19 protein-coding genes are annotated in these 19,256 nt (G+C 65.7%); 11 read left to right on the top strand and 8 right to left on the bottom strand.

The window, feature by feature from the left end; genetic code table 11:
* Positions 1–130 precede the first annotated feature (130 nt).
* On the bottom strand, positions 131–1,303 hold the full coding sequence (locus SB749_RS03610; protein WP_410709083.1) for a M20 family metallopeptidase: 1,173 nt from the start codon (positions 1,301–1,303) through the stop codon (positions 131–133).
* A gap of 104 nt (positions 1,304–1,407) precedes the next feature.
* Between SB749_RS03610 and SB749_RS03605 the strand changes: the two genes are divergently transcribed.
* Positions 1,408–2,889: a glutamate--cysteine ligase gene (locus SB749_RS03605; RefSeq protein WP_410709082.1), complete on the top strand. Its 1,482-nt coding sequence runs from the start codon at positions 1,408–1,410 to the stop codon at positions 2,887–2,889.
* Positions 2,890–2,923: 34 nt separating this feature from the next.
* On the opposite strand, the gene SB749_RS03600 is transcribed toward SB749_RS03605, so the two are convergent.
* Positions 2,924–3,229 (bottom strand): cupin domain-containing protein, encoded by a 306-nt coding sequence (locus SB749_RS03600; protein WP_410709080.1) that lies wholly within the window; start codon positions 3,227–3,229, stop codon positions 2,924–2,926.
* A gap of 129 nt (positions 3,230–3,358) precedes the next feature.
* Between SB749_RS03600 and SB749_RS03595 the strand changes: the two genes are divergently transcribed.
* The 3 genes from SB749_RS03595 (at position 3,359) to SB749_RS03585 (ending at position 6,174) form a co-directional block, all read left to right on the top strand.
* On the top strand, positions 3,359–3,931 hold the full coding sequence (locus SB749_RS03595) for a peroxidase-related enzyme (RefSeq protein ID WP_410709079.1): 573 nt from the start codon (positions 3,359–3,361) through the stop codon (positions 3,929–3,931).
* Positions 3,932–4,064: 133 nt separating this feature from the next.
* The gene (locus SB749_RS03590; RefSeq protein WP_410709923.1) at positions 4,065–5,198 is read left to right on the top strand and encodes a pyridoxal phosphate-dependent aminotransferase; all 1,134 of its coding nucleotides are present in this window, start codon (positions 4,065–4,067) and stop codon (positions 5,196–5,198) included.
* A 40-nt stretch (positions 5,199–5,238) separates the two neighbouring features.
* Positions 5,239–6,174, top strand: a complete 936-nt coding sequence (locus SB749_RS03585; RefSeq protein ID WP_410709077.1) for a DMT family transporter — start codon at positions 5,239–5,241, stop codon at positions 6,172–6,174.
* A gap of 98 nt (positions 6,175–6,272) precedes the next feature.
* Here SB749_RS03585 and SB749_RS03580 read toward each other — a convergent pair whose 3' ends face one another.
* Positions 6,273–6,632, bottom strand: a complete 360-nt coding sequence (locus SB749_RS03580; RefSeq protein ID WP_410709075.1) for an ArsR/SmtB family transcription factor — start codon at positions 6,630–6,632, stop codon at positions 6,273–6,275.
* Positions 6,633–6,732: 100 nt separating this feature from the next.
* Positions 6,733–7,320, bottom strand: a complete 588-nt coding sequence (locus tag SB749_RS03575; protein WP_410709073.1) for a peptidoglycan-binding protein — start codon at positions 7,318–7,320, stop codon at positions 6,733–6,735.
* Between the two features lie 151 nt (positions 7,321–7,471).
* Here SB749_RS03575 and SB749_RS03570 point away from each other — a divergent pair, with 151 nt between their 5' ends.
* On the top strand, positions 7,472–7,738 hold the full coding sequence (locus SB749_RS03570) for a hypothetical protein (RefSeq protein WP_410709071.1): 267 nt from the start codon (positions 7,472–7,474) through the stop codon (positions 7,736–7,738).
* Positions 7,739–7,832: 94 nt separating this feature from the next.
* On the opposite strand, the gene SB749_RS03565 is transcribed toward SB749_RS03570, so the two are convergent.
* Positions 7,833–8,462, bottom strand: coding sequence for a GyrI-like domain-containing protein (locus tag SB749_RS03565; RefSeq protein ID WP_410709070.1), 630 nt, complete (start codon positions 8,460–8,462; stop codon positions 7,833–7,835).
* A 98-nt stretch (positions 8,463–8,560) separates the two neighbouring features.
* Here SB749_RS03565 and SB749_RS03560 point away from each other — a divergent pair, with 98 nt between their 5' ends.
* From SB749_RS03560 to SB749_RS03545, 4 genes are all read left to right on the top strand, one after another.
* Positions 8,561–9,376, top strand: a complete 816-nt coding sequence (locus tag SB749_RS03560; RefSeq protein ID WP_410709068.1) for a HEAT repeat domain-containing protein — start codon at positions 8,561–8,563, stop codon at positions 9,374–9,376.
* A 208-nt stretch (positions 9,377–9,584) separates the two neighbouring features.
* On the top strand, positions 9,585–10,697 hold the full coding sequence (locus SB749_RS03555; RefSeq protein ID WP_410709066.1) for a MerR family transcriptional regulator: 1,113 nt from the start codon (positions 9,585–9,587) through the stop codon (positions 10,695–10,697).
* Between the two features lie 10 nt (positions 10,698–10,707).
* Positions 10,708–12,177: an LssY C-terminal domain-containing protein gene (locus SB749_RS03550; protein ID WP_410709064.1), complete on the top strand. Its 1,470-nt coding sequence runs from the start codon at positions 10,708–10,710 to the stop codon at positions 12,175–12,177.
* Positions 12,178–12,267: 90 nt separating this feature from the next.
* Complete coding sequence (locus SB749_RS03545) at positions 12,268–12,753, top strand: SRPBCC family protein (protein WP_410709063.1); 486 nt, start codon at positions 12,268–12,270, stop codon at positions 12,751–12,753.
* Between the two features lie 107 nt (positions 12,754–12,860).
* On the opposite strand, the gene SB749_RS03540 is transcribed toward SB749_RS03545, so the two are convergent.
* Positions 12,861–13,448 (bottom strand): MarR family winged helix-turn-helix transcriptional regulator, encoded by a 588-nt coding sequence (locus SB749_RS03540; RefSeq protein ID WP_410709062.1) that lies wholly within the window; start codon positions 13,446–13,448, stop codon positions 12,861–12,863.
* A gap of 85 nt (positions 13,449–13,533) precedes the next feature.
* On the opposite strand from SB749_RS03540, the gene SB749_RS03535 reads away from it, so the two are divergent.
* Complete coding sequence (locus SB749_RS03535) at positions 13,534–14,481, top strand: hypothetical protein (protein ID WP_410709060.1); 948 nt, start codon at positions 13,534–13,536, stop codon at positions 14,479–14,481.
* 292 nt (positions 14,482–14,773) lie between these two features.
* Here SB749_RS03535 and SB749_RS03530 read toward each other — a convergent pair whose 3' ends face one another.
* Positions 14,774–16,705: an acetate--CoA ligase gene (locus SB749_RS03530; RefSeq protein WP_410709059.1), complete on the bottom strand. Its 1,932-nt coding sequence runs from the start codon at positions 16,703–16,705 to the stop codon at positions 14,774–14,776.
* A 211-nt stretch (positions 16,706–16,916) separates the two neighbouring features.
* Positions 16,917–17,855: a LysR family transcriptional regulator gene (locus SB749_RS03525; protein ID WP_410709057.1), complete on the bottom strand. Its 939-nt coding sequence runs from the start codon at positions 17,853–17,855 to the stop codon at positions 16,917–16,919.
* Positions 17,856–18,035: 180 nt separating this feature from the next.
* Here SB749_RS03525 and SB749_RS03520 point away from each other — a divergent pair, with 180 nt between their 5' ends.
* Positions 18,036–19,223, top strand: a complete 1,188-nt coding sequence (locus SB749_RS03520) for a tyramine oxidase subunit B (protein WP_410709055.1) — start codon at positions 18,036–18,038, stop codon at positions 19,221–19,223.
* The last annotated feature ends 33 nt before the right edge of the window (positions 19,224–19,256 follow it).

Below are 19,256 nucleotides of genomic sequence, written 5' to 3'. Positions count from 1 at the left end.
AACTGTGCGCCGATTGCACATTTTCGGCTCGAAACTGGCAATCTGCGCACACTTAACTGCGTAGGGGAGGCCCCGGCGCACTGGCAGCGGGACTGGTCGGCGGCAGCGAAAGGAAGCCGCCCGACCCGCTTCAGCCCTGCAGCTGATCGGCGATGAGAGCGGCCAGCAGAGCGGTGCGCGGGGCGATCTCGTCGATGACGGCGTGTTCGTGTTCGGCGTGCGCCCCATCGCCGACGGCACCGAGACCGTCGAGAGTGGCAATGCCGTCACCGGCAGTGAAGTTCCCGTCCGAGGCACCGCCCACAGACACTCCCTGCGGCGCGGGCAGCCCGAGTTCGCCGGCGAGAGCCGTCGCCCTGTCGAAGAGCGCAGCCGACTGCTCAGGTTCGAACGGAGGCCGGTTGATTCCACCGAGCACCTCCGTCGTCGAGCCCTCCACCTGCGGCTTCGCAGCCAACTCACGGATCTGCGCATCCACGCGTTCGAGTTCGGCGGCGGTGCGGGCGCGCACATCGATGTCCACCCGCGCCTCGGCCGGCACAGTGTTCGACGTGGTCCCCGCGCTGATCACGGTCGGCACCACCGTCGTCCCGGCCGCGGCATCGGCCAGGTCGGCCACCAACGGCAGAGTCAGAGCCAGGGCCATTCCCGCGTTGATGCCCTTCTCCGGTTCGAGACCCGCGTGCGAGGCCTTGCCGGTGAACTTCAGCACGTAGTTGCTCGTGCCCTTCCGCTCGAGTTTGAGCGCCCCGCCGGCGCTCGCCTCCATGACGAACACGGCCTTCGCCTCGGCCGCCTCGGCGCGGATGAGGTCCGACGAGGACACGGATCCGATCTCCTCATCACCGGTGACGAGGATCGACAGACCGTCCAGCCCGCCCTCGCCGAGGTGGTCGGCCACCATCGCGGTCGCGTGTACGCTCATGATCGCCCCGGTGAGCATGTCGAAGCTGCCGGGACCGCGGAGGATCCCATCATCGGTGGAGAAGGGGATGCGCTCGAGGGTGCCGTGCGGCCACACCGTGTCCTGGTGGTTGAGCAGGACGACGCGGGCCGGTCCGGTGCCGAAGCGCAGACGCAGGTGGGCGGTGCCGTCGACCTCGAGCAGTTCCGCCTCGGCACCGAGGCGGTCCCCCAGGAGCGCGGCGAAGTCCCGTGCTCCTGCGGCCACGGCGGCCTTGTCGTGCGAGGGGGTTTCGAGGGAGATGACCCGTTCGATGTCGGCGAGCATGTCGGGCAGACGTCGCTTCGCCTGTTCGACGAAGTCAGCGGGCAGGGGTGCAGATGATGTGGTCGAAGTCATAGGGCGAGTCTACGGAAGGTCGATTGCCGGCATCGCAGGTGTCCGGATGGTGCCTGTGGACGGCGGCCGCGCACAAACCCAGCTGTCTGTGGTTTGCTAGTCCTATGGGTGAGGCAGTCAGCTCGAAGCGGTACACGCCGGAGGAACGCACACTGTATCGGGAGAAGCTCGCGGAGAACCTCGAGCTCTTCGATACCTACCTTCGTCATGCGGATTTCAAATCGGCGGGCACGATCGGGCTCGAACTCGAGCTCAACCTCGTCGGCGAGGGCAATCAGCCGAGCCTGCGGAACAAGGAGGTGCTCGATCGCCTCGATGACGAATACCAGTCCGAGATCGGAGGGTTCAACCTCGAACTCAACCATCCCGTGCTCCAGGTGGCCGGGCGGGGGCTGAAGACCCTCGAAGCCGGTGTCGCCCACCGCTTGGAGAAAGCGCAGAAGGCCGCCGAGGAGGACGGACTCAAGGTCGTGTCGATCGGCACCCTGCCGACCCTGACCACCGAATTCCTCACCGACGAGAAGTGGATGACCGAGGAGAACCGCTACGAGGCGCTGAGCAACTCGGTCATCGACGCCCGCGGCGAGTATGTCCGCATCGAACTCGGCCGTGAAGAGCGGTACAAGGCGGAGTTCTCCGACATCGCTCCGGAGTCCTCCTGCACGTCGATGCAGCTGCACCTGCAGGTGGCGCCGAACCGGTTCGCCGACGCGTGGAACGCCTCGCAGGCGATCGCCGGGGCGCAGGTGGCGATGGCAGCGAACTCACCGCTGTTCGTCGGCCGCAAGCTGTGGCACGAATCCCGGATCCCGATCTTCGCGCAGTCCATCGACACCCGCACACCCGAACTCGTCAACCAGGGCGTGCGTCCGCGCGTATGGTTCGGCGAACGGTGGATCACCAGCGTCTTCGACCTCTTCGAGGAGAACGTCCGCTACTTCCCGCCGCTGCTGCCCGAGATCAAGGACTTCGTCGAATTCCGTGCCGCCGACGCTCCGAAGCTCTTCGAACTCAATCTGCACAACGGCACGGTGTGGCGTTGGAACCGTCCCATCTACAACTCCGGTGACGGAGGCGCACACATCCGTGTCGAGAACCGACTGCTGCCGGCCGGTCCGACCCCGGTCGACATGGTCGCCGACGCCGCCTTCTACTACGGCCTGGCCGAGTTCCTCGTCGGGGAGAACCGTCCCGTGTGGTCGCGGATGTCATTCGCCGAGGCGGAGGAGAACTTCAACGCCTGCGCCAAAGACGGGATCGAGGCCCGGGTGACCTGGCCGAAGATCGGACGCATCGGCGTGGCCGACCTCGTCACCGATGTGCTCGCACCGCAGGCCAGGCGCGGACTCTCACGCCTGAATATCGACAAGGACGTCATCGACGAATACATGTCGATCATCGAAGGCCGTGCCGAAAGCCGCGTCAACGGTGCGACCTGGCAGCTGAAGGCTCTCGAGAGCCTCGCGCCCGGCAGCCGCCAGGACTCACCCGAACGCGCCGAGGGCATCACAGCGATGATGGATGCCTATCTCGCGAACCAGGCGACCGGGAAGCCCGTCCACACCTGGGAGATCCCCACCCGCTGAGGCTGACTTCTCCTCACGGGGCAGGCGACGAGACTCAGAGGCGTTCGACCTCGACGAAGACGACGTCGGCGCTGCCTCCGGGGTTCGAGACCTCGTGCTCGGACCCTGCCGGGCGTGTGTAGGAGACTCCGGCCTCGAGTTCGGCGCGGATCTCGGTGCCGTCCGAATTGCGCACGAGCATCGTGCCCGTGACCATCGGCACGACGACGTACTCGTACTCGTGCTTGTGCATCGGGATGACGCCATCGGGGCGGATCGTCCACTTCGTCACTCGGAAGACGCCGTTGTCGAGCTGGACCTCGCCGGTCGAACCGGTGTCTGCTGCATTGCCTTCGGTCATGGTGATCTCCTTCGATACGCGAGCGGCTCCCGTGGAATCGAGCGGAAGCCGGGACGGACCAGACGCACTCACTGTATCGTCCTGTGCGGACTCGACTTGAACCGATCCACCCGGGCTAGCATGAGTGATATGCGATACCCACTTGCTGACATCGACAACGTCGACGATGACATCCGCGCCCAGATCCTCGAGGTCGCCGAGAAGTCGGGCTTCGTGCCCAATGTCTTCCTCGCCCTGGCCCGCCGACCGGACGAATTCCGCGCCTTCTTCGCCTACTACGACGCGCTCATGGAGAAGGAGACGGGGAACCTGACCAAGGCCGATCGGGAGATGATCGTCGTGGCCACCTCGGCGATCAATCACTGCCTCTACTGCGTCGTCGCGCACGGAGCGATGCTGCGGATCTTCCAGAAGGACGCGCTCATCGCCGATGTCATCGCCACGAACTACCGCCAAGCCGATATCAGCCCACGTCAGATGGCCATGCTCGACTTCGCCGTCAAGGTCTGCGAAGAGCCATGGGCCGTGGGCGACGCCGACCACCAGAAGCTTGCCGACCACGGATTCGACGCCGAAGACGCCTGGGACATCGCCGCGATCACCGGCTTCTTCGGCCTGTCCAACCGCATGGCCCACATCTCCGGAATGCTCCCGAACCCGGAATTCTACACCCTCGGCCGCCTCCCGCGTGAGAAGAAGTGAACCGATGACCTCATCCACCCCCGCCGAGGCGGGCCCCGCCACCCGCGCCTCCGCCGTTTCCGGTCCGGCCGCCTCCGCCGAAACCATCCCGGCCGCCTCCGCCCGATCCGGGCTCGTCAGACCCTTCGCCGCGATGGGCATCGTCGCCACCGTCGGGCAGATGCAGCGCGCCGGTCGTGACACCATCGCCATGTGCCTGGGAGAACCGACCCAGGGCGCGCCCGGTCCTGTGCTCGCCCGCGCCGCCGAGGTCATGAACGACGGCACTGGACTCGGATACTCGCCGATCTTCGGCATCCCCGAACTGCGCGAAGCCATCGCCTCCCACTACCGCGATTGGTACGGACTCGACATCGCGCCCGACCGCATCGCCGTGACGACCGGGTCCTCAGGCGCCTTCCAGACGACGTTCCTCACCTGCTTCGACGTCGGTGACCGGGTGGCCCTGGCCCGACCCGGATACGGGGCATACAAGAACATCCTCGCGGCACTCGGCTGCGAGGTCGTCGAACTCGACTGCGGTGCCGACGAAGGGTTCCAGCCCACCGTCGACCTCTTGGCCGCCGCCCATGCTGAGGCCCCGCTCAAGGGGCTCATGCTCGCCTCACCCGCGAACCCGACGGGCACGATGATCGGCCCCGAGGCGCTCGGCCGCCTCGTTGAGTGGTGCCGGGACAACGGGGTGCAGGTGATCTCCGATGAGATCTACCACGGCATCAGCTATATCGGCACCCGCGGCGAATGCGCACTCGCCCACGACGACTCGGCCGTCGTCATCTCCTCGTTCTCCAAATACTGGGGCATGACCGGGTGGCGACTCGGCTGGGCGATCCTGCCCGAAGCGCTCGTCGCCCCGGCTCAGAACGTCACCGGCAACCTCTCCCTGTGCGCCCCGGTCCCGGCGCAGTACGCGGCGGTCGCGGCCTTTGCGGACGAGTCCTATGCCGAATGCGAGGCCGCAGTGGCTTCGTTCGCCGGTGCCCGCGAACACGTCCTGGGCGCCCGCGCGGACCTCGGCTTCGGCGAGATGGCTCCACCCGACGGCGCCTTCTACATGTACGCCGGAGTCGACGACATCCTTGACCGCGCGGGAATTGCCACTGCCGGCCAGTGGTGCGCGCAGGTGCTCGAGGCCACCGGTGTCGCGCTCGCACCCGGTGATGACTTCGACTCAGTCGACGGCTCCCGTTCGGTGCGCCTGTCGCTGGCCGTCGGAGCGGACCGCACGGCCGAAGCCATCGACCGCATCCTCGACTACATGGGATGAGCCCTGAACGTCGTGAGATGAGCCCTTCCGAGGGGATCCGATGAGCGCCGAGGATGTGCGGGCGGGAGGGCCGCCTCCCGCTCGCAAGGCCCTGCCGGTGCTCGGCATCATCCTGGCCGCCGTCCTGCTCGGATCGGCCGGACTGTTCGTCATCCTCGCCGAGGCGACCGCCCCCACAGCTGCCTTCCTGCGGTGTTGGATAGCGATCATTGTGCTCGCCCCGTTGGCATGGCTCGAGCTGCGCAGGTACGGTCGTTTCCCGCCGAAGGCGATCCTCATCGCCGCGGTCTCCGGAGCGGCGCTCGGAATCGACTATGTGCTGTGGGCGCAGAGCGTGCTCGACGCCGGTCTGGGCGTGTCCACGGTCCTCATCAGCGTTCAAGTGATCGTGTTTCCGGCGCTGGTGTGGGCGTTCGGCGGTTCAAGGCCGGGATGGCTGTTCATCGGCTGCGTGCCGATCATGATCATCGGCATGCTGCTGACCGGGGGAGTGTTCGGCGCCGACGAGACGGCAGCGAATCCGACGCGGGGAGCGATCTTCGGGGTCCTGTCCGGTGTGCTCTACGGCGTGTACATCTTCGGCATCCACCACAGCCGGAAGGTCGCCGGAGACTTCGTCGTCGCCCCGGTCCAGGTGGGCACGATCGGGGCCGGTGTGATGACCGCGGTCGCCGGGCTGACCCTCGGCGGCCTCGACTTCGACCTCGGCTGGGCCGGTTGGGGCTGGATGATCGCCCTGGCTGTCTGTGGTCAGGCGCTGTCATGGGTGCTGCTGAGCATCTCCAGCCCGCTGGTGCCGGTGCCGATGACCGCGGCGCTCATGCTGCTCCAACCGCTGTCCGCAGTGGTGCTCGGATCCCTCGTCGCCGGGGAGCGGCTGCAGGCGGGCCAGTGGATCGGTGCCGTCCTCGTGGCCCTCATAGTCTGGGTCGTCGGTGGAGGACCCGCGGCCCTGACACGTCGGCGACGTCGGTAGGGGTGGGCTGCCTCGGCGAGGGATTCGCTGCGGTGGGCTGGGAACGGTGGGCCGCCTCGGAGAAGGAATCGCTGCGGAAGCAGCGTCGCGGGTGGAACTCAGTGTTCGTGGGCCTCGATCGTGTGCGCGATGGCGTCGACGATGATGTGGGCGACGTGGTCGTCCTTGAGCGAATAGTAGGCTTCGCGGCCGATCCGATTGACTCCGACGAGGTGGAGTCCGCGGAGGAACTTCAGGTGCTGGGACACCAGCGGCTGGGACAGTGCGGTCGCCTCGACGATGTGGGTGACCGTAGCCTCGCCGTGGGTGAGGACGAGCAGCATCTTCAGCCGGGAGGGTGTGGCGAGTGCCTTGAAGAGGTCGGCGGTCTCGGTGATGGCTTCGAGATGGTCCTCGGGGTTGAGCAGGAGCTGCTCGACATCGTCGTTGACGGGGACGGAATCGGGAATGGAAGCCATGAGTGCAGATTACCGGACAACCGGCGTGGTCATGCGATATCCGGCACCGTGAGGCGGTCGCGGCAGTCGCGGGGTTCGGGCGGTCGGGGCGGCCAGCGCCTCAGTCGAGGGCTTCGACGTCGGCCTGCGATCCGAGGAGGTCATCGGCCAAGGTCTCCCACTGACCGTAGGCATCCGGCAATGCTGAGCGCTGCACGGACTGCGCGGCTTCGGTCGGTGACATCGAATCCCAGCCGTCGATCTGATTGAGGCCGGGGTTCTCGACCTCGGGGTTGATCCCGTAGAACGCCTTGGCCGCGTAGATCGGATCGGTGAGCTGATGGGGCTCGCCCCAGCCTTGTGAAGGACGCTGCTGGAACAGGCCGACCGAATCACGGTCGCCGGAATCCAGATTGCGCAGCGAGGACTCCTGCAGCGCCGTCATGAGGGCGATCCTGATCGCATGGTCGTCGAAGTTGCCGCCGAGGCCGACGCCGATGATGAGCCGAGCGTTGTCGATCTGCTGCTGGCTGAGCTGGTTGACCGAAGCCATCTGCATCTGCCTGATCTTCGTGGAACCGAACGAAATGGGGGAATTGAGGATGATGACGGCGCCCACGACCAGTGCCATCACTGCTGCCCCGAGCCCGATGAGGGCACCAGTGAACACGGACCGGCGGCCCTTGCGAGATGAGGTCAGACGAGGCATGAATATAACGATAATGCAACAAACTTAAGAGTGCATGGGGCAACGCCGAGGTTTTTATCACAGGAAGGTCACGGCCGAGAGGCGGCGAGGGTGCGAGCGGAGCCGAGCGTGAGCTCGTCTCGGAGGGCCCCGCACAGCTTAGGCTTGAACCATGGTGAGAATCGTTCGGCGCAACAACCGCCCACCTCTGATGATCTGCCTCATTGTGGTCTTCTCCTTCGTCGCCGTCGGCATCCTGACCGTTGCCGGCATCCTCGTCGCCATCATCTTCCTCTCCGCGGAGTCGTCGTCGACAGGTTCATCGCCGACCTCGGACTCCTCGTCGATCGGATCCTCATCCTCCGATTCCGACTCGGACGGCGGCCCCGGTCCGAGCACCACTGCCCCGGTGTCCGGAGGTTGGACGAGCGGAGGCTGATTCCTCGGCGGCGGCTGAGTGTCGGGCTGCGGCTGAGTCCCTGGTAGGACGGGCGAGCAGCATCGTCGGCGCCCGTCCAGATCACCGATCCGAATCAGCCTCGGTGATCCTGCGGGATCACCGGCTGGCGGAGGATCGTGCGCAGCTTCTCCGGCGCTGTCCGGCGAACATCGCTGAGGTAGATCTCGTGATGCTTGCCCGCCATCGTCATCCCTGCCTCGGGAATGACATCGGTGTGCATGCGCTCGAGGACCGGCCCTTCGTCGTCGAAGGGGCCGATATGCAGGGTCTGGACGCACGTTCCCTCCCGCAGCGTGTCGAATCGGATCTCGCCGAGGCGGGGCGCCGATCCCTTCGCCCGGACCGTGCCGTTGACGCCGTCGACGTGGCCTGCGTCCAACCAGTCCGGGACGAGCAGCATGAGCGTGAAGTCCCACGCTGACTTGTCCCGAGCATTCGTGAACGCCGCCATATCATCGGCCCACCACAGCCCCTCGAGCGGAGGCACGACATAGTCGCGGCCGAGTTCGAGCTTGCTGAAGAACTTCAGCCCATAGGCGAGCGGATAGAGGCTCGTCAGCGCCGATGCGAAATCCGGCGAGGTGTTCGGGTCTCCGTGGCCATCGATCATGAGGTACTGCGATTCCGGCACCTCGATGAGGTCGAATCGCCCCTGCTTCGCGCGGAAACTCGGCAGCGATCTCTTGAGATCGATCTTGTCCATACGAGGCTCCGCTCCAGGGTTGGGAATGAGATGAGTCTGATCCGCTTGACCTTGACACGATGTCAGGGTCTTCACTGGGTGGCAAGGAGGTGGAGACCATGACACATCCACTCAAACACCACCATATTTCCGAACCGGCGCTTTCGACAGAGACCGACAGTCGCCGGAATGACTCCATCGGCGGCAGGAGCGACACCACCGGCAGCGGGAATGACTCCGGCGATCGTCTGATCGAACCCAGTGGCCGATGGAACGACACCGGCGACCCCATGATCGACGCGCTGAGTGCGTCGACCCCGCAGCGGCGCCTGCAGGCGGCGATGGCCATCGGCACACGAGCCGAGCCCCGTGACCTCGACGCGCTCATCGCCCGGTGCCGCATCGAACCGGACTTCTTCGTCCGCGACATGCTCACCTGGGCGCTCACTCGGCTGCCCGCCGGCGACACCGTTCCCCGCCTCGTCGCCGAACTCGACTCGCCGCTGTCGCAGGCGATCAGCCAATCCCTGCACACCCTGTCGAAGATCGGTGACGTGCGTGCCTGGCCGCCCATGGACCCGGCCCGGATCGGCACCGCGCTCATCGCCCATACCGACACCGAGGTGGCCCGCAGTGCGTGGAGAGCCGCCGTTGCCCTTGTGCCCGGTGAAGATCGTGAAGAACTGGCATCCGCCCTGGTGACACAGTTGGGTCGAGGGGATCTCGAGATGCAGAAGAGCCTCAGCCGAGCGCTTGTGGCACTCGGCGAGGATCTCGTGTCAGTGGTCGATGAGAGGCTTCATGCAGAGGACGACACAGTGCGGGCTCACGCCATGGCGACTCGGGACATGTTCGATGACCCGGATGCCGGCTTCGCCCACGCCTTGGACGCAGCCAAGCGGGTGGTCGCACTGGGGTCCGAGGCCACGGTCTAGATCGGCACAGGGAAGGTCCGGTCGTGCGTGTGCCGACGGGTGGGGCAAGCCCGTCGGCACACGGCCGAGGTCTCGGATCCCTTCCTTCAGCGCGCGGTTCCAGCACCTGTGCGAAATCCGCCTGCGACCGTTGAGTGACGTCCGAAAGGTCCCAGGCAGCGAAGAACTTCGGAGCAATGCACCCGGAGGGCCGCGATTGCGGCATAGAGTGGCTGACAGCAGAGAAGAGGTGGCAATGCTCATCGGCGAAGTGGCCCGGCGCTCCGGTGTGAGCGCACGCATGCTGCGCCACTACGAATCATTGGGTCTCGTCTCGCCCACCCAGCGGACGCCCGGCGGCTATCGGGAGTACTCCGACTCCGACATCGGTCGCATCTTCCACATCGAGGGTCTGCGCAAACTCGGGATGTCTCTGACCGAAGTCGGTCGGGTGCTGTCCGAACCGGACTTCGACCCCGGCAGGGTGCTCGGGGACCTCATCGACCAGGCACGTGAGCGGATCGCGGCCGAGCAACGTCTGCTCGACCACCTTCAGTCCGTCGCTCGGCTCGGCCGAGCCGACGGCGAGTCTCTCCTGTACACCATTGATCTCATGCGTTCTCTCGAATCCGACGACGTCATCCAGCGGCACAAGGCCGCACTCGGCGGCGGAGTCGACGGAGGAATGCCGATCGAGACCTTGGCACAGGCGGTCCTGCAGGAGACCGTGCTCAACGCGGCCGGGGCCATGCGGTGGGCGCTCGCCCAAGCAGGTGCCGAGGCCGTGCCTCATGTTGTGGTCGGAATGGACGACACATCGGCCCAAGTGCGTCGCAATGCACTGCTCGCCCTCGACGAGATTCGCAGAACCACACCGGATGAGAAACTCGACTCACGCTCGACATCGATGATCCGGCAGGCGCTGGACCAGGGACTCGACGATGTCGACCCTGATATCCGCAGCATCGCCGCGCTCACCCTCGGCCGCTCAGGTGATGAGAAGGCCGTGCCCGTGCTGCTCGACATGGCGATGAACGGACCGAAGGACATCGAGGCGGCAGAGACCCTCGGCTCCATCGTCGACGCGACCGGACCGACTGCCGTCATCAGCGAACGGATCCTCACCGAACTGCACCGACAAGCGGACTCGAACGATCGTCAGATACGGTTCCGGGTGCTCCAAGTCCTCCTCGAGATCCCCGGCGACCGCAGCAGTGACCTCATCGCCGAGCTCAGCGACGATGACAGTCCGGAACTCGCGGCCACCGCGCTCGCCGCACTCGACCGCCGCCGGCGGGACGTCGGGTCTTCCTCATTCCGGTGGCTGAGCTCGGATCATTAAACTGGCCCTCATGACAACGGGCGGGACGACGGACGGAACGGATGCGGCCGGTGCGGCGGTCGGGCAGAAGCGGCGGCTGAGGCAGCCGTTCGTCTATCGGCGACACCACTTCACGCCCACCGGGGTGCTCGACTACCTGTTCTTCCTCTTCGCCGGAGCGGCCTCGACCTGGCTGGCGCTGCTCATCCTGCTCAAGGGATTCAGCCTCGGCTGGTGGCAGGTGCTCACGCTGCTCGTGTTCTGGGGAGTCGTGTCCTATCTGGCTCTGCCCAGACTGCACCGCATCCTGTCCCAGATCTATGTGCCGAACTACTTCATCGGCCGCACTCGCACCTCTGACGGTCTGCTCGGCGATCCGGTCAACCTCGCCTGGCGTGGTGAAGAAGCGCAGATCCATCACGCGATGCGCGAAGCAGGATGGATCCTCGCCGACAGCATCACTCCCGCATCGACGTGGGAGATCATCCGTTCGACAGTGACGAAGCGCAGCTACCCGCAGGCGCCGGTGTCCCCGCTGCTGCTGTTCGGTCGCCGTCAGGACTTCGCCTACCAGCAGGAAGTCGACGGAGATCCGGGCCAGCGGCACCATGTGCGGTTCTGGAAATGCCCGCACGGATGGCTGCTGCCCGGCGGGCACCAGGCCGATTGGCTGGCCGCCGGAACCTATGACAAAGCCGTCGGTATCTCCCTGTTCACCCTCCAGTTCACCCACAAGATCGAAGAGAATACCGACGTCGAACGCGACCACATCGTCGATACCGTCACCGGCGCCGACGACGTGATCGCCGTTGATCGGATCAAGGACTTCTCCACGGGATACCACTCCCGCAACGGCGGCGGCGATGCTATCGTCACCGACGGGCACCTGCCGATCGTCGATGTCACCGAGGTGGTCACCGACGAAGCCGATCATCCCGAACGTCTGGAACTGGCCCTCGACGCCACCCGCATCTACTCCGAAGCACACAGTGTGTCCGAAGTGACGAAGACGCTGTGGCGACAGCGGCCGCTGCAGACCGTCGTCGGAGCGGTCCTCGTGCTCGTCCTGCTGCTCTTCCAGGCGTGGGATGTGATCAGCATGCTCCTCGACTGGAACGGACTGCGGTCCGAAGTCGTCGGCTACAGCTCGGACATCGCGGCCGTCAGCGATGACACGGCCACGCGCATCGTCGCGGGAGTGCTCGTCGGCGTCAGCCTCCTCATCGGGTGCCTGCAGGTCATCGCCTCGACTGCGGTGTTCCGTGGCAGCAACCGGGCCAGGCTGTGGATCCTCACGCTCTCGACGATCTCCGTGATCGTGTCGATGACGAACTACTTCACCGGAGACCGCGACCTCGCGACGAACATGTACGCGCTGACGACCATCGCCATGCAGGTGGCGGTGCTGCTGGCGCTGTCGAGCGACTCCTCCCGGATGTTCACCCGCTTCAGCACGGCAGCCTTGCGAGCCGAGCGACAGGACCGCGCCCTCGAGGACTGACGCGGAGGGTCCGTGTATTCTGACCGTGTCCGATCCACTCCGCACTTCAGCTCGACGCCGAGGCTGGACCACACACGAAAGCAGGACTTCATGACCGAAGAGACCCCCGATGCCTCCGTCTTCGATTCGATCGACCCGGTCCTCAAGGTGGTCACGGCCGAGATCGAGATCTCAGCCACCGCCGAGGCGGTCTTCGAACTCATCGCCGACCCGCAGCGACAGCCGGAATGGGACGGCAATGACAACCTCGGCTCGGCCGTTGAAGGCCAGCGAGTGCGCGGGACCGGCGGCTCGTTCGTCACGACTCTGACCAAGGGTGTGGACCGGGAGAACCACATCGTCGACTTCGCCGAGGGCAGGCTCATCGCCTGGAAGCCCTCCGAGGTGGGTGGAGAGCCGTTCGGTCAGAAGTGGGTGTGGGAGATCGAACCGACCGGAGACGACTCGGTCCTGGTTCGGCACACCTATGACTGGACCGAGCTGCGCGATCCGAAGCGTCTGTCGCGGGCGCAGTCGACGACCGCGGCGAATCTGCTCGCTTCACTCGAGAGACTCAAACAGCTCGCCGAAGGCTGAGTTCAGGCGCCTGACAGACAGCCGCGGCCGAGGTCTGACTGCTCACCGCATCCGAGTGCCCGTCTCGCCGGGACAGCAGTCCGGTCAGAACAGACGGATGGAGACACTCACTTCGGCCAGGCGTCGGCCAAGCGGGTGAGCAGCGAGGCCAGCTGCGCTCGTTCGTCCTCGGTGAATGTGCTCAGAGCCCGATCGACGTTCTCACGCTGAGCGCCGCGGAACCTGTTGGTGATCGCGCGTCCCTTGTCCGTCAGCGCGATGAGGGTTCGCCGGGCATCTTCCGGGTCGGCCTCGCGACGCAGGAGGCCGAGCTCGACGCCTTGGGACACGAGCCTGGACGCACGCGGCTGATCGACGCCGATCGCATCGCCGAGCGCGCTGACTCCCAGCGCCGTGCCCGCCTGGACGAGGGAGACCAGCAGGCGGATGAGCGCACGCCCGCGACCGTGCGCAGCGAACGGCCCGCCGGGATGACGCTTGCCGCCGAAAGGGAAGTCGTCTGAGTTCCGACCGCCACCGAATCCACCGCGGTCTCCGAAGCCTCCGCGTTCACCGAAGCCGCCGCGCTCGCCAGGGCTGCCGTGCTCACCGAACCCTCCGAAAGGGCCGAATCCGCGCGGGCCGCCGGGCCCGCGCCGCCACTGCAGGCGGGTGAGCGCCTCGGCGATCGCCTGAATGTCATCGTTCGTGCTCATGATTCGATTTTACATGCCACTTGACATGCAATCGAATTGCATGTCATTCTGCATATACATGTCAGATGACAACTAAGGAGATGACATGACTGCACACAATGACTTCAATGACGACAACAACGACTTCACCACCCCGACCGGAGGAGCCGGCGCAACAGGTGCCGATGATCGGAAGGACTCGCCGAACACCGACGAGAACACCGCCGCCGCCAGCGCCTCGAGCCTCGGCTCCGACCGCGAACAGCCGGGCGAAGCGGACAAGACCGAGGCGACGGAGAATGATTCGGTCGCAGGCACTGAGGCCGTGAACGACACCGATTCCGGTGACGACAAGGGTGATGACACCGACGCCGATCTGCCGCAGCTGCTGCGCGAGTTCAGCCACGTGCTGCGCCGCGAATTCCGTGCGGCCGCCGCCGACTCCGGATTCGACCCCCGCGACTTCGGAAGCATGCGGCGGGGACGCCGCCGCTGGGACGCCGATGAGGTGGTCGCCGACGGCGCCGCCTACCCGGAAGAGCCCGTGACCTACGGCCCTCCGCGCGGCCGGGGCGGATGGGGACCGTCGAAGAACATCGATCCCGAAGAGCTGCGCCAGCGCTTCCGAGATATGCGCGACGGAGTCGGCGATCGCATCGAAGAGGTGCTCACCTCGGAAGAATTCGAGAATCTCAAGGCCTCGCTGTCGAAGATCGTCGACAACTTCGGTCCCGACCGCTGCGGTGACGACTCGGACCGCCACGACGGACCGCACGACCGCGAACACCCCCACGACCATGACGATCACCGAGGCGGCCCTGACCGTCACGGGACCCATGGGCCCCGGGGTGGGAACGGCGACCGCGACCGCCGTCGCGGAGGAGGCCGCGGACGGCGCGGATTCGGCCCGAACTTCGGTCCCGGCTTTGGTCCGGGCCGACGAGGATTCGACCCCTTCGGTTGGGCCGATGAGCGCCGCAGCCGCGAGCAGGAGGTCCAAGAGGCCTTCGAGCGCGGTTTCGCAGCGGGCTTCGAGCAGGGTCGCAACTCGTAGTCGAAAAGGCCGGTCCTCCTGTTGATCCCGCATGCGCGGTGAGCAGAGTGCGGCTCCGGTCACCCGCGAACGCGATGCCGACCCGCACATCCGCGCTGTCCATCAGCAGAACGGCACCGTGAAACGTCGACGCGATCCGGTGCGAACCGTGAAGGTTCGCACCGGATCGCGTCTGCGTCCGTGCACCGAGTCTCCCGGTGCGCCGCACCGGGAGACTCGGTGCGGCGCACTTGCGTGTCCGCGGCACCGCAGCCGGTGCCGCGATCATGCGGCAGCACAGGCTGCTGAACGCTCAGCTGCGGGAGAGCACCGCCCCGAGGTCATCGAGCACGCTGCGATCCTCGATCGTCGAGGGCACTGCCGGATCGTCGACGCCATCGGCGATCTGCCGCATCGTCTTGCGCAGGATCTTGCCCGACCGGGTCTTCGGCAGACCTGCGACGATGTCGACGCATTTGAATGCGGCGACCGGCCCGATCTCCTTGCGGACGAGCGCCACGAGTTCGTCGATGACGGTATCCGGATCGGCCGCCTCGGCGGAATCCCCGAGCACGACCAGCGCACGTGGGATCTGCCCCTTCACATCATCGTGGACCCCGATGACAGCGGCCTCGGCCACGGCCGGGTGGGAGGCGACGACCGCCTCAATGATGCCGGTGGACAGGCGGTGGCCGGCGACGTTGATGACGTCGTCGGTGCGACCCATGACGAAGACGTACCCATCCTCATCGAGATAGCCGGAGTCACCGGTGAGGTAATAGCCGTCGAAGGCGGCGAGGTAGGAGGAGATGAACCGCTCGTCGTCGCCCCACACCGTGGCCATGGTGCCCGGAGGCAGCGGCAGCCGGATGACGATGAGTCCTTCCTCCCCTGCCGGAACGGGCTGGCCGCCGGGGTCGACGACCTCGACGTGGAAGCCGGGAGTCGGCTTCGTCGAGGATCCCGCTCTGAGTGGGAACCGGGTCAGTCCCAGCGGATTCGCCGTGATCGGCCAGCCGGTCTCCGTCTGCCACCAATTGTCGACGACGGGGACGTCGCGTCCGGTCGCCTCGGCGAGGATCTTCGTCGTCCACTCATAGGTGTCGGGATCGAGGCGCTCGCCGGCGAGGAATTCCGCACGCAGACTCGACAGATCGTACTTCTTCATCAGCTCGCCGTTCGGGTCCTCCTTGCGCACCACGCGCATGGCGGTCGGGGCGGTGAAGTGGACGTTGACCTTGTGCTGCTCGATGGCGCGGAAGAAGGCTCCGGCATCGGGTGTGCCCACGGGTTTGCCCTCATAGAGCACCGAGGTGACGCCGGCCAGCAGGGGTGCGTAGATGATGTACGTGTGTCCGACGACCCACCCGACATCGGAGGCGGTGAAGATCGTGTCGCCCGGGTGGAGACCGAAGACAGTCGGCATCGAGAAGGCTCCGGCCACCGCATATCCGCCGGAGTCGCGGACGATTCCCTTCGGTTTGCCGGTGGTACCCGAGGTGTAGAGGACGTAGAGCTCGTCGGTGGCCTTCACGGTCACCGGGTCGATGCCCTCGGGTGTCTGGTCGAGCAGTTCGGCGTAGTCGAGGTCGTTCTCGCCGAGTTCGCAGCGATGTTCGTCGCGTTGGACAATGACGGTGAAGTCAGGTTTGTTCTCAGCGATCTCGATGGCCTCATCGAGCATCGGCTTGTATTCGAGGACTCGGCTCTTCTCGACTCCACAGGAAGTGGAGATGACGGCCTTCGGGGCGGTGTCGTCGATGCGCACGGCGAGCTCGTTCGGAGCGAAGCCGCCGAAGACGACCGAGTGGATCGCGCCGAGGCGGGCGCACGCGAGCATGGCCACGGCTGCCTCGGGGATCATCGGCATGTAGATGACGACGCGATCGCCCTTGGTCACCCCTCTGTCCGCCAGAGCCCGAGCGAAGCGGGAGACCTCGTCGAGAAGCTCGGCGTAGGTGATCGAACGGACGGTGTCGGTGACCGGCGAATCGTAGATGATGGCGGCCTGGTCGCCGCGGCCGTTCGCGACATGCCGGTCAAGCGCGTTGTAGCAGACGTTGAGCTCGCCGTCGGGGAACCAGCGATAGATCGGCGCATTCGAATCGTCGACGGCCTTCGTCGGTTCGGTGACCCAGTCGATGTGGTTCTTGGCCTGCTCGAGCCAGAAGCCGTGCGCGTCCTCGACGATGCGTGTTGCTACTTCGTCGTAGCTGGGGGTGGTGGTGTCGGATTTCGTGTCCATGACCCCATTGTGACCCATGGCATATTGAGGTATCCAGATGGGGTGGGCAGACCTCGCGAATTCGAAGTGTGCAGTCGTCTCGGTCCGTTGAGAACAGGGATGTAGGAAGAGGCTGCCGAAGTGACCGCATCGGGTCGGTGCGAGGAATCGATGGTGGCCCGGAGCGAGCCTCGGGAGGGGCATCAGGCACAGGGCGGGAGAAGACGGCTGTTCAAGCGATGGCGGCAGCGTGGATCCCGATGTTCGAAGCTCCCACGAGACCGTCGATGAACGCGTCGACGAGGGCAGGCTGTCGGACGTTGGTGCCCGTCACTGCGAAGAGGCGGGTGATCGGGGAACCGGCGAGGGGTACGGCAGCGATCGTCGGCGGCAGCAGATGGCGGATCGATTCGGGCAGAATGCTCGTGCCCATTCCCGCCGCGACGAATCCGAGAGCGGTTTCCTGGTGGACCACCTCCTCGACCACAGTGATGTCGGACCCGTGCTCACCGAGCGCCATCGACACCCGATCGAAGTAGCCGGGCATGAGCTCACGGGAGTAGGTGATCATGGGAACCCTGCTGATCTGGCGGGCCGTCACCTCGGACTGCTGAGCCAATCGATGACTGCGCGGAAGACAGGCGACGAGTCGTTCGTCGTAGACAGATGTCGCCAGCAGCCGATCACGATCGTCGCTGGAGCGGCCGGAGAACACCTCCGAAGCGGCATCGCGCACGATTCCCACATCCAATTGGCCCGACGCCAGGCGTTCGAGCTGCTCACCAGTGGCCAGAGGGACGAGGTCGAGGGCGACCTGCGGTCGGCTCTCACGGAACGTCCTGACCACTTCGGGCAGGAACGTGTACCCGGCGGAGCTGACGAAGCCCACGGTGAGGCGGCCCGACCGGCCGTCGGCGAAGTCGTGGAGCTCCCCGACGGCGAGGTCGATGTCGTTGAGGATCCGTGATGCGTTCTCGAGGAACTTCGCACCAGCCGGCGTCAACGCAACGCTGCGGGTGCTGCGATCGAAGAGCTGAACGCCGAGCTCGCGCTCCAGCTTGCCCACATGAAGGCTGAGCGGCGGCTGCGACATGTGCAGCTTCTCCGCCGCTCGGCCGAAATGCAGCTCTTCCGCGACGGCGACGAAGTACCGCAGCTGTCGAAGTTCCATGGGGATACGGTAGCCAGTCGATGTGGTGCGGTCGTTTCCTTGATGTTTCCGCCAGATTTCGCCGATCTGCCCGGGTCGGATCAAGAGTGATTCGCTCTCAATCGGCCCGGAAATTGTATTGGACGCCGCGCTGTCAGCTGGGGTTCTCTGAAGGGAGACCGACACCACCAAGGAGCCGCCATGAGCACAGACACCACGATCGCCTTCGATGCCCTGCCGACCGACGAGTCGACCCCGACAACCATCGACATGCTCTATCTCGACGAACCGCAGATGATCGCCGCTGGGGTCAAGGACATGGCTTCCTGTATGGAAGTGATGGAGGAGGTGCTCATCCTCGTTGCCAAGGGCGACTATCGGATGGCCGGGAACTCGGCCAACTCGCACGGCGCCCAGATCTCGTTCCCGGCCACCAGTCCCTTCCCGACGATGCCCCTTGACGCCGCGGACCGACGTTTCATGGCCATGGCCGCCTACCTCGGCGGACGCTTCGATACTGCGGGCGTGAAATGGTACGGCTCGAACGTCGACAATCGGGAGAAGGGGCTGCCGCGCTCCATCCACCTCATCGTTCTCAACGACAAGGAGACTGGCGCCCCCTTCGCGATCATGTCGGGCAACCTCGAGAGCGCCTACCGAACGGCGGCCGTGCCCGGGGCTGCTGCGAAGAAGCTGGCACCGGTCAACGCCGAACGGCTGGGAATCGTCGGACCGGGGGCGATGAACAAAAGCGCCCTGCATGCGATGACCCTCGCCCGTCCGAGCCTCGACTCGATCGTCATCCACGGCCGACGCCGCGTCACCTCGGAGAACTTCGCCGACTATGTGCGGGTGAACTACCCGCAGTTCACGAGCATCGAGATCAGTGACACCGTCGAGGGTGCAGTGCGCGACTGCGACATCGTGTCCGAGGCCGTCACAGGGCTCGTCGGCTCCGAGAACTACCCCTACATCGACGGTGACTGGATCAAGCCCGGTGCCTTTCTCAGTCTCCCCGCGAACCTCCGCATGGACAAGGACTACACGCTCTCCGGGAAAGCTCGTCTCCTCGTCGACGCGAAGAAGATCTACGGAGCCTGGGCCGAGGAGTATCCGGCGCCGTCCCACGAAACGGCCTTCGGCATGATCGGGCTCTACTGGCAGGACCTCATCGACGAAGGCGCCCTCGACGAGAACCGAGTCGTCAACATCGGCGATGTGTTCGAGGGAACCGCACCCGGACGGGAATTCGACGACCAGCCCGTTCTCTTCAGCGTCGGCGGAATGGGCGTCGAGGACGTGGCCTGGGGAAAGACCGTGTACGAGAACGCCGTCAAGGCGGGACTCGGCACCAACCTCAACTTGTGGAAGACCCCGGACCTCGCCTGAGGTCGACCTCTCCCGAGGTCGGTCTCACCGGTT

It is taken from the genome of Brevibacterium sp. SIMBA_078 (genome assembly GCF_046534565.1).
Classification (GTDB): Bacteria; Actinomycetota; Actinomycetes; order Actinomycetales; family Brevibacteriaceae; genus Brevibacterium.
This window is presented reverse-complemented; position numbering and strand designations above follow the sequence as displayed.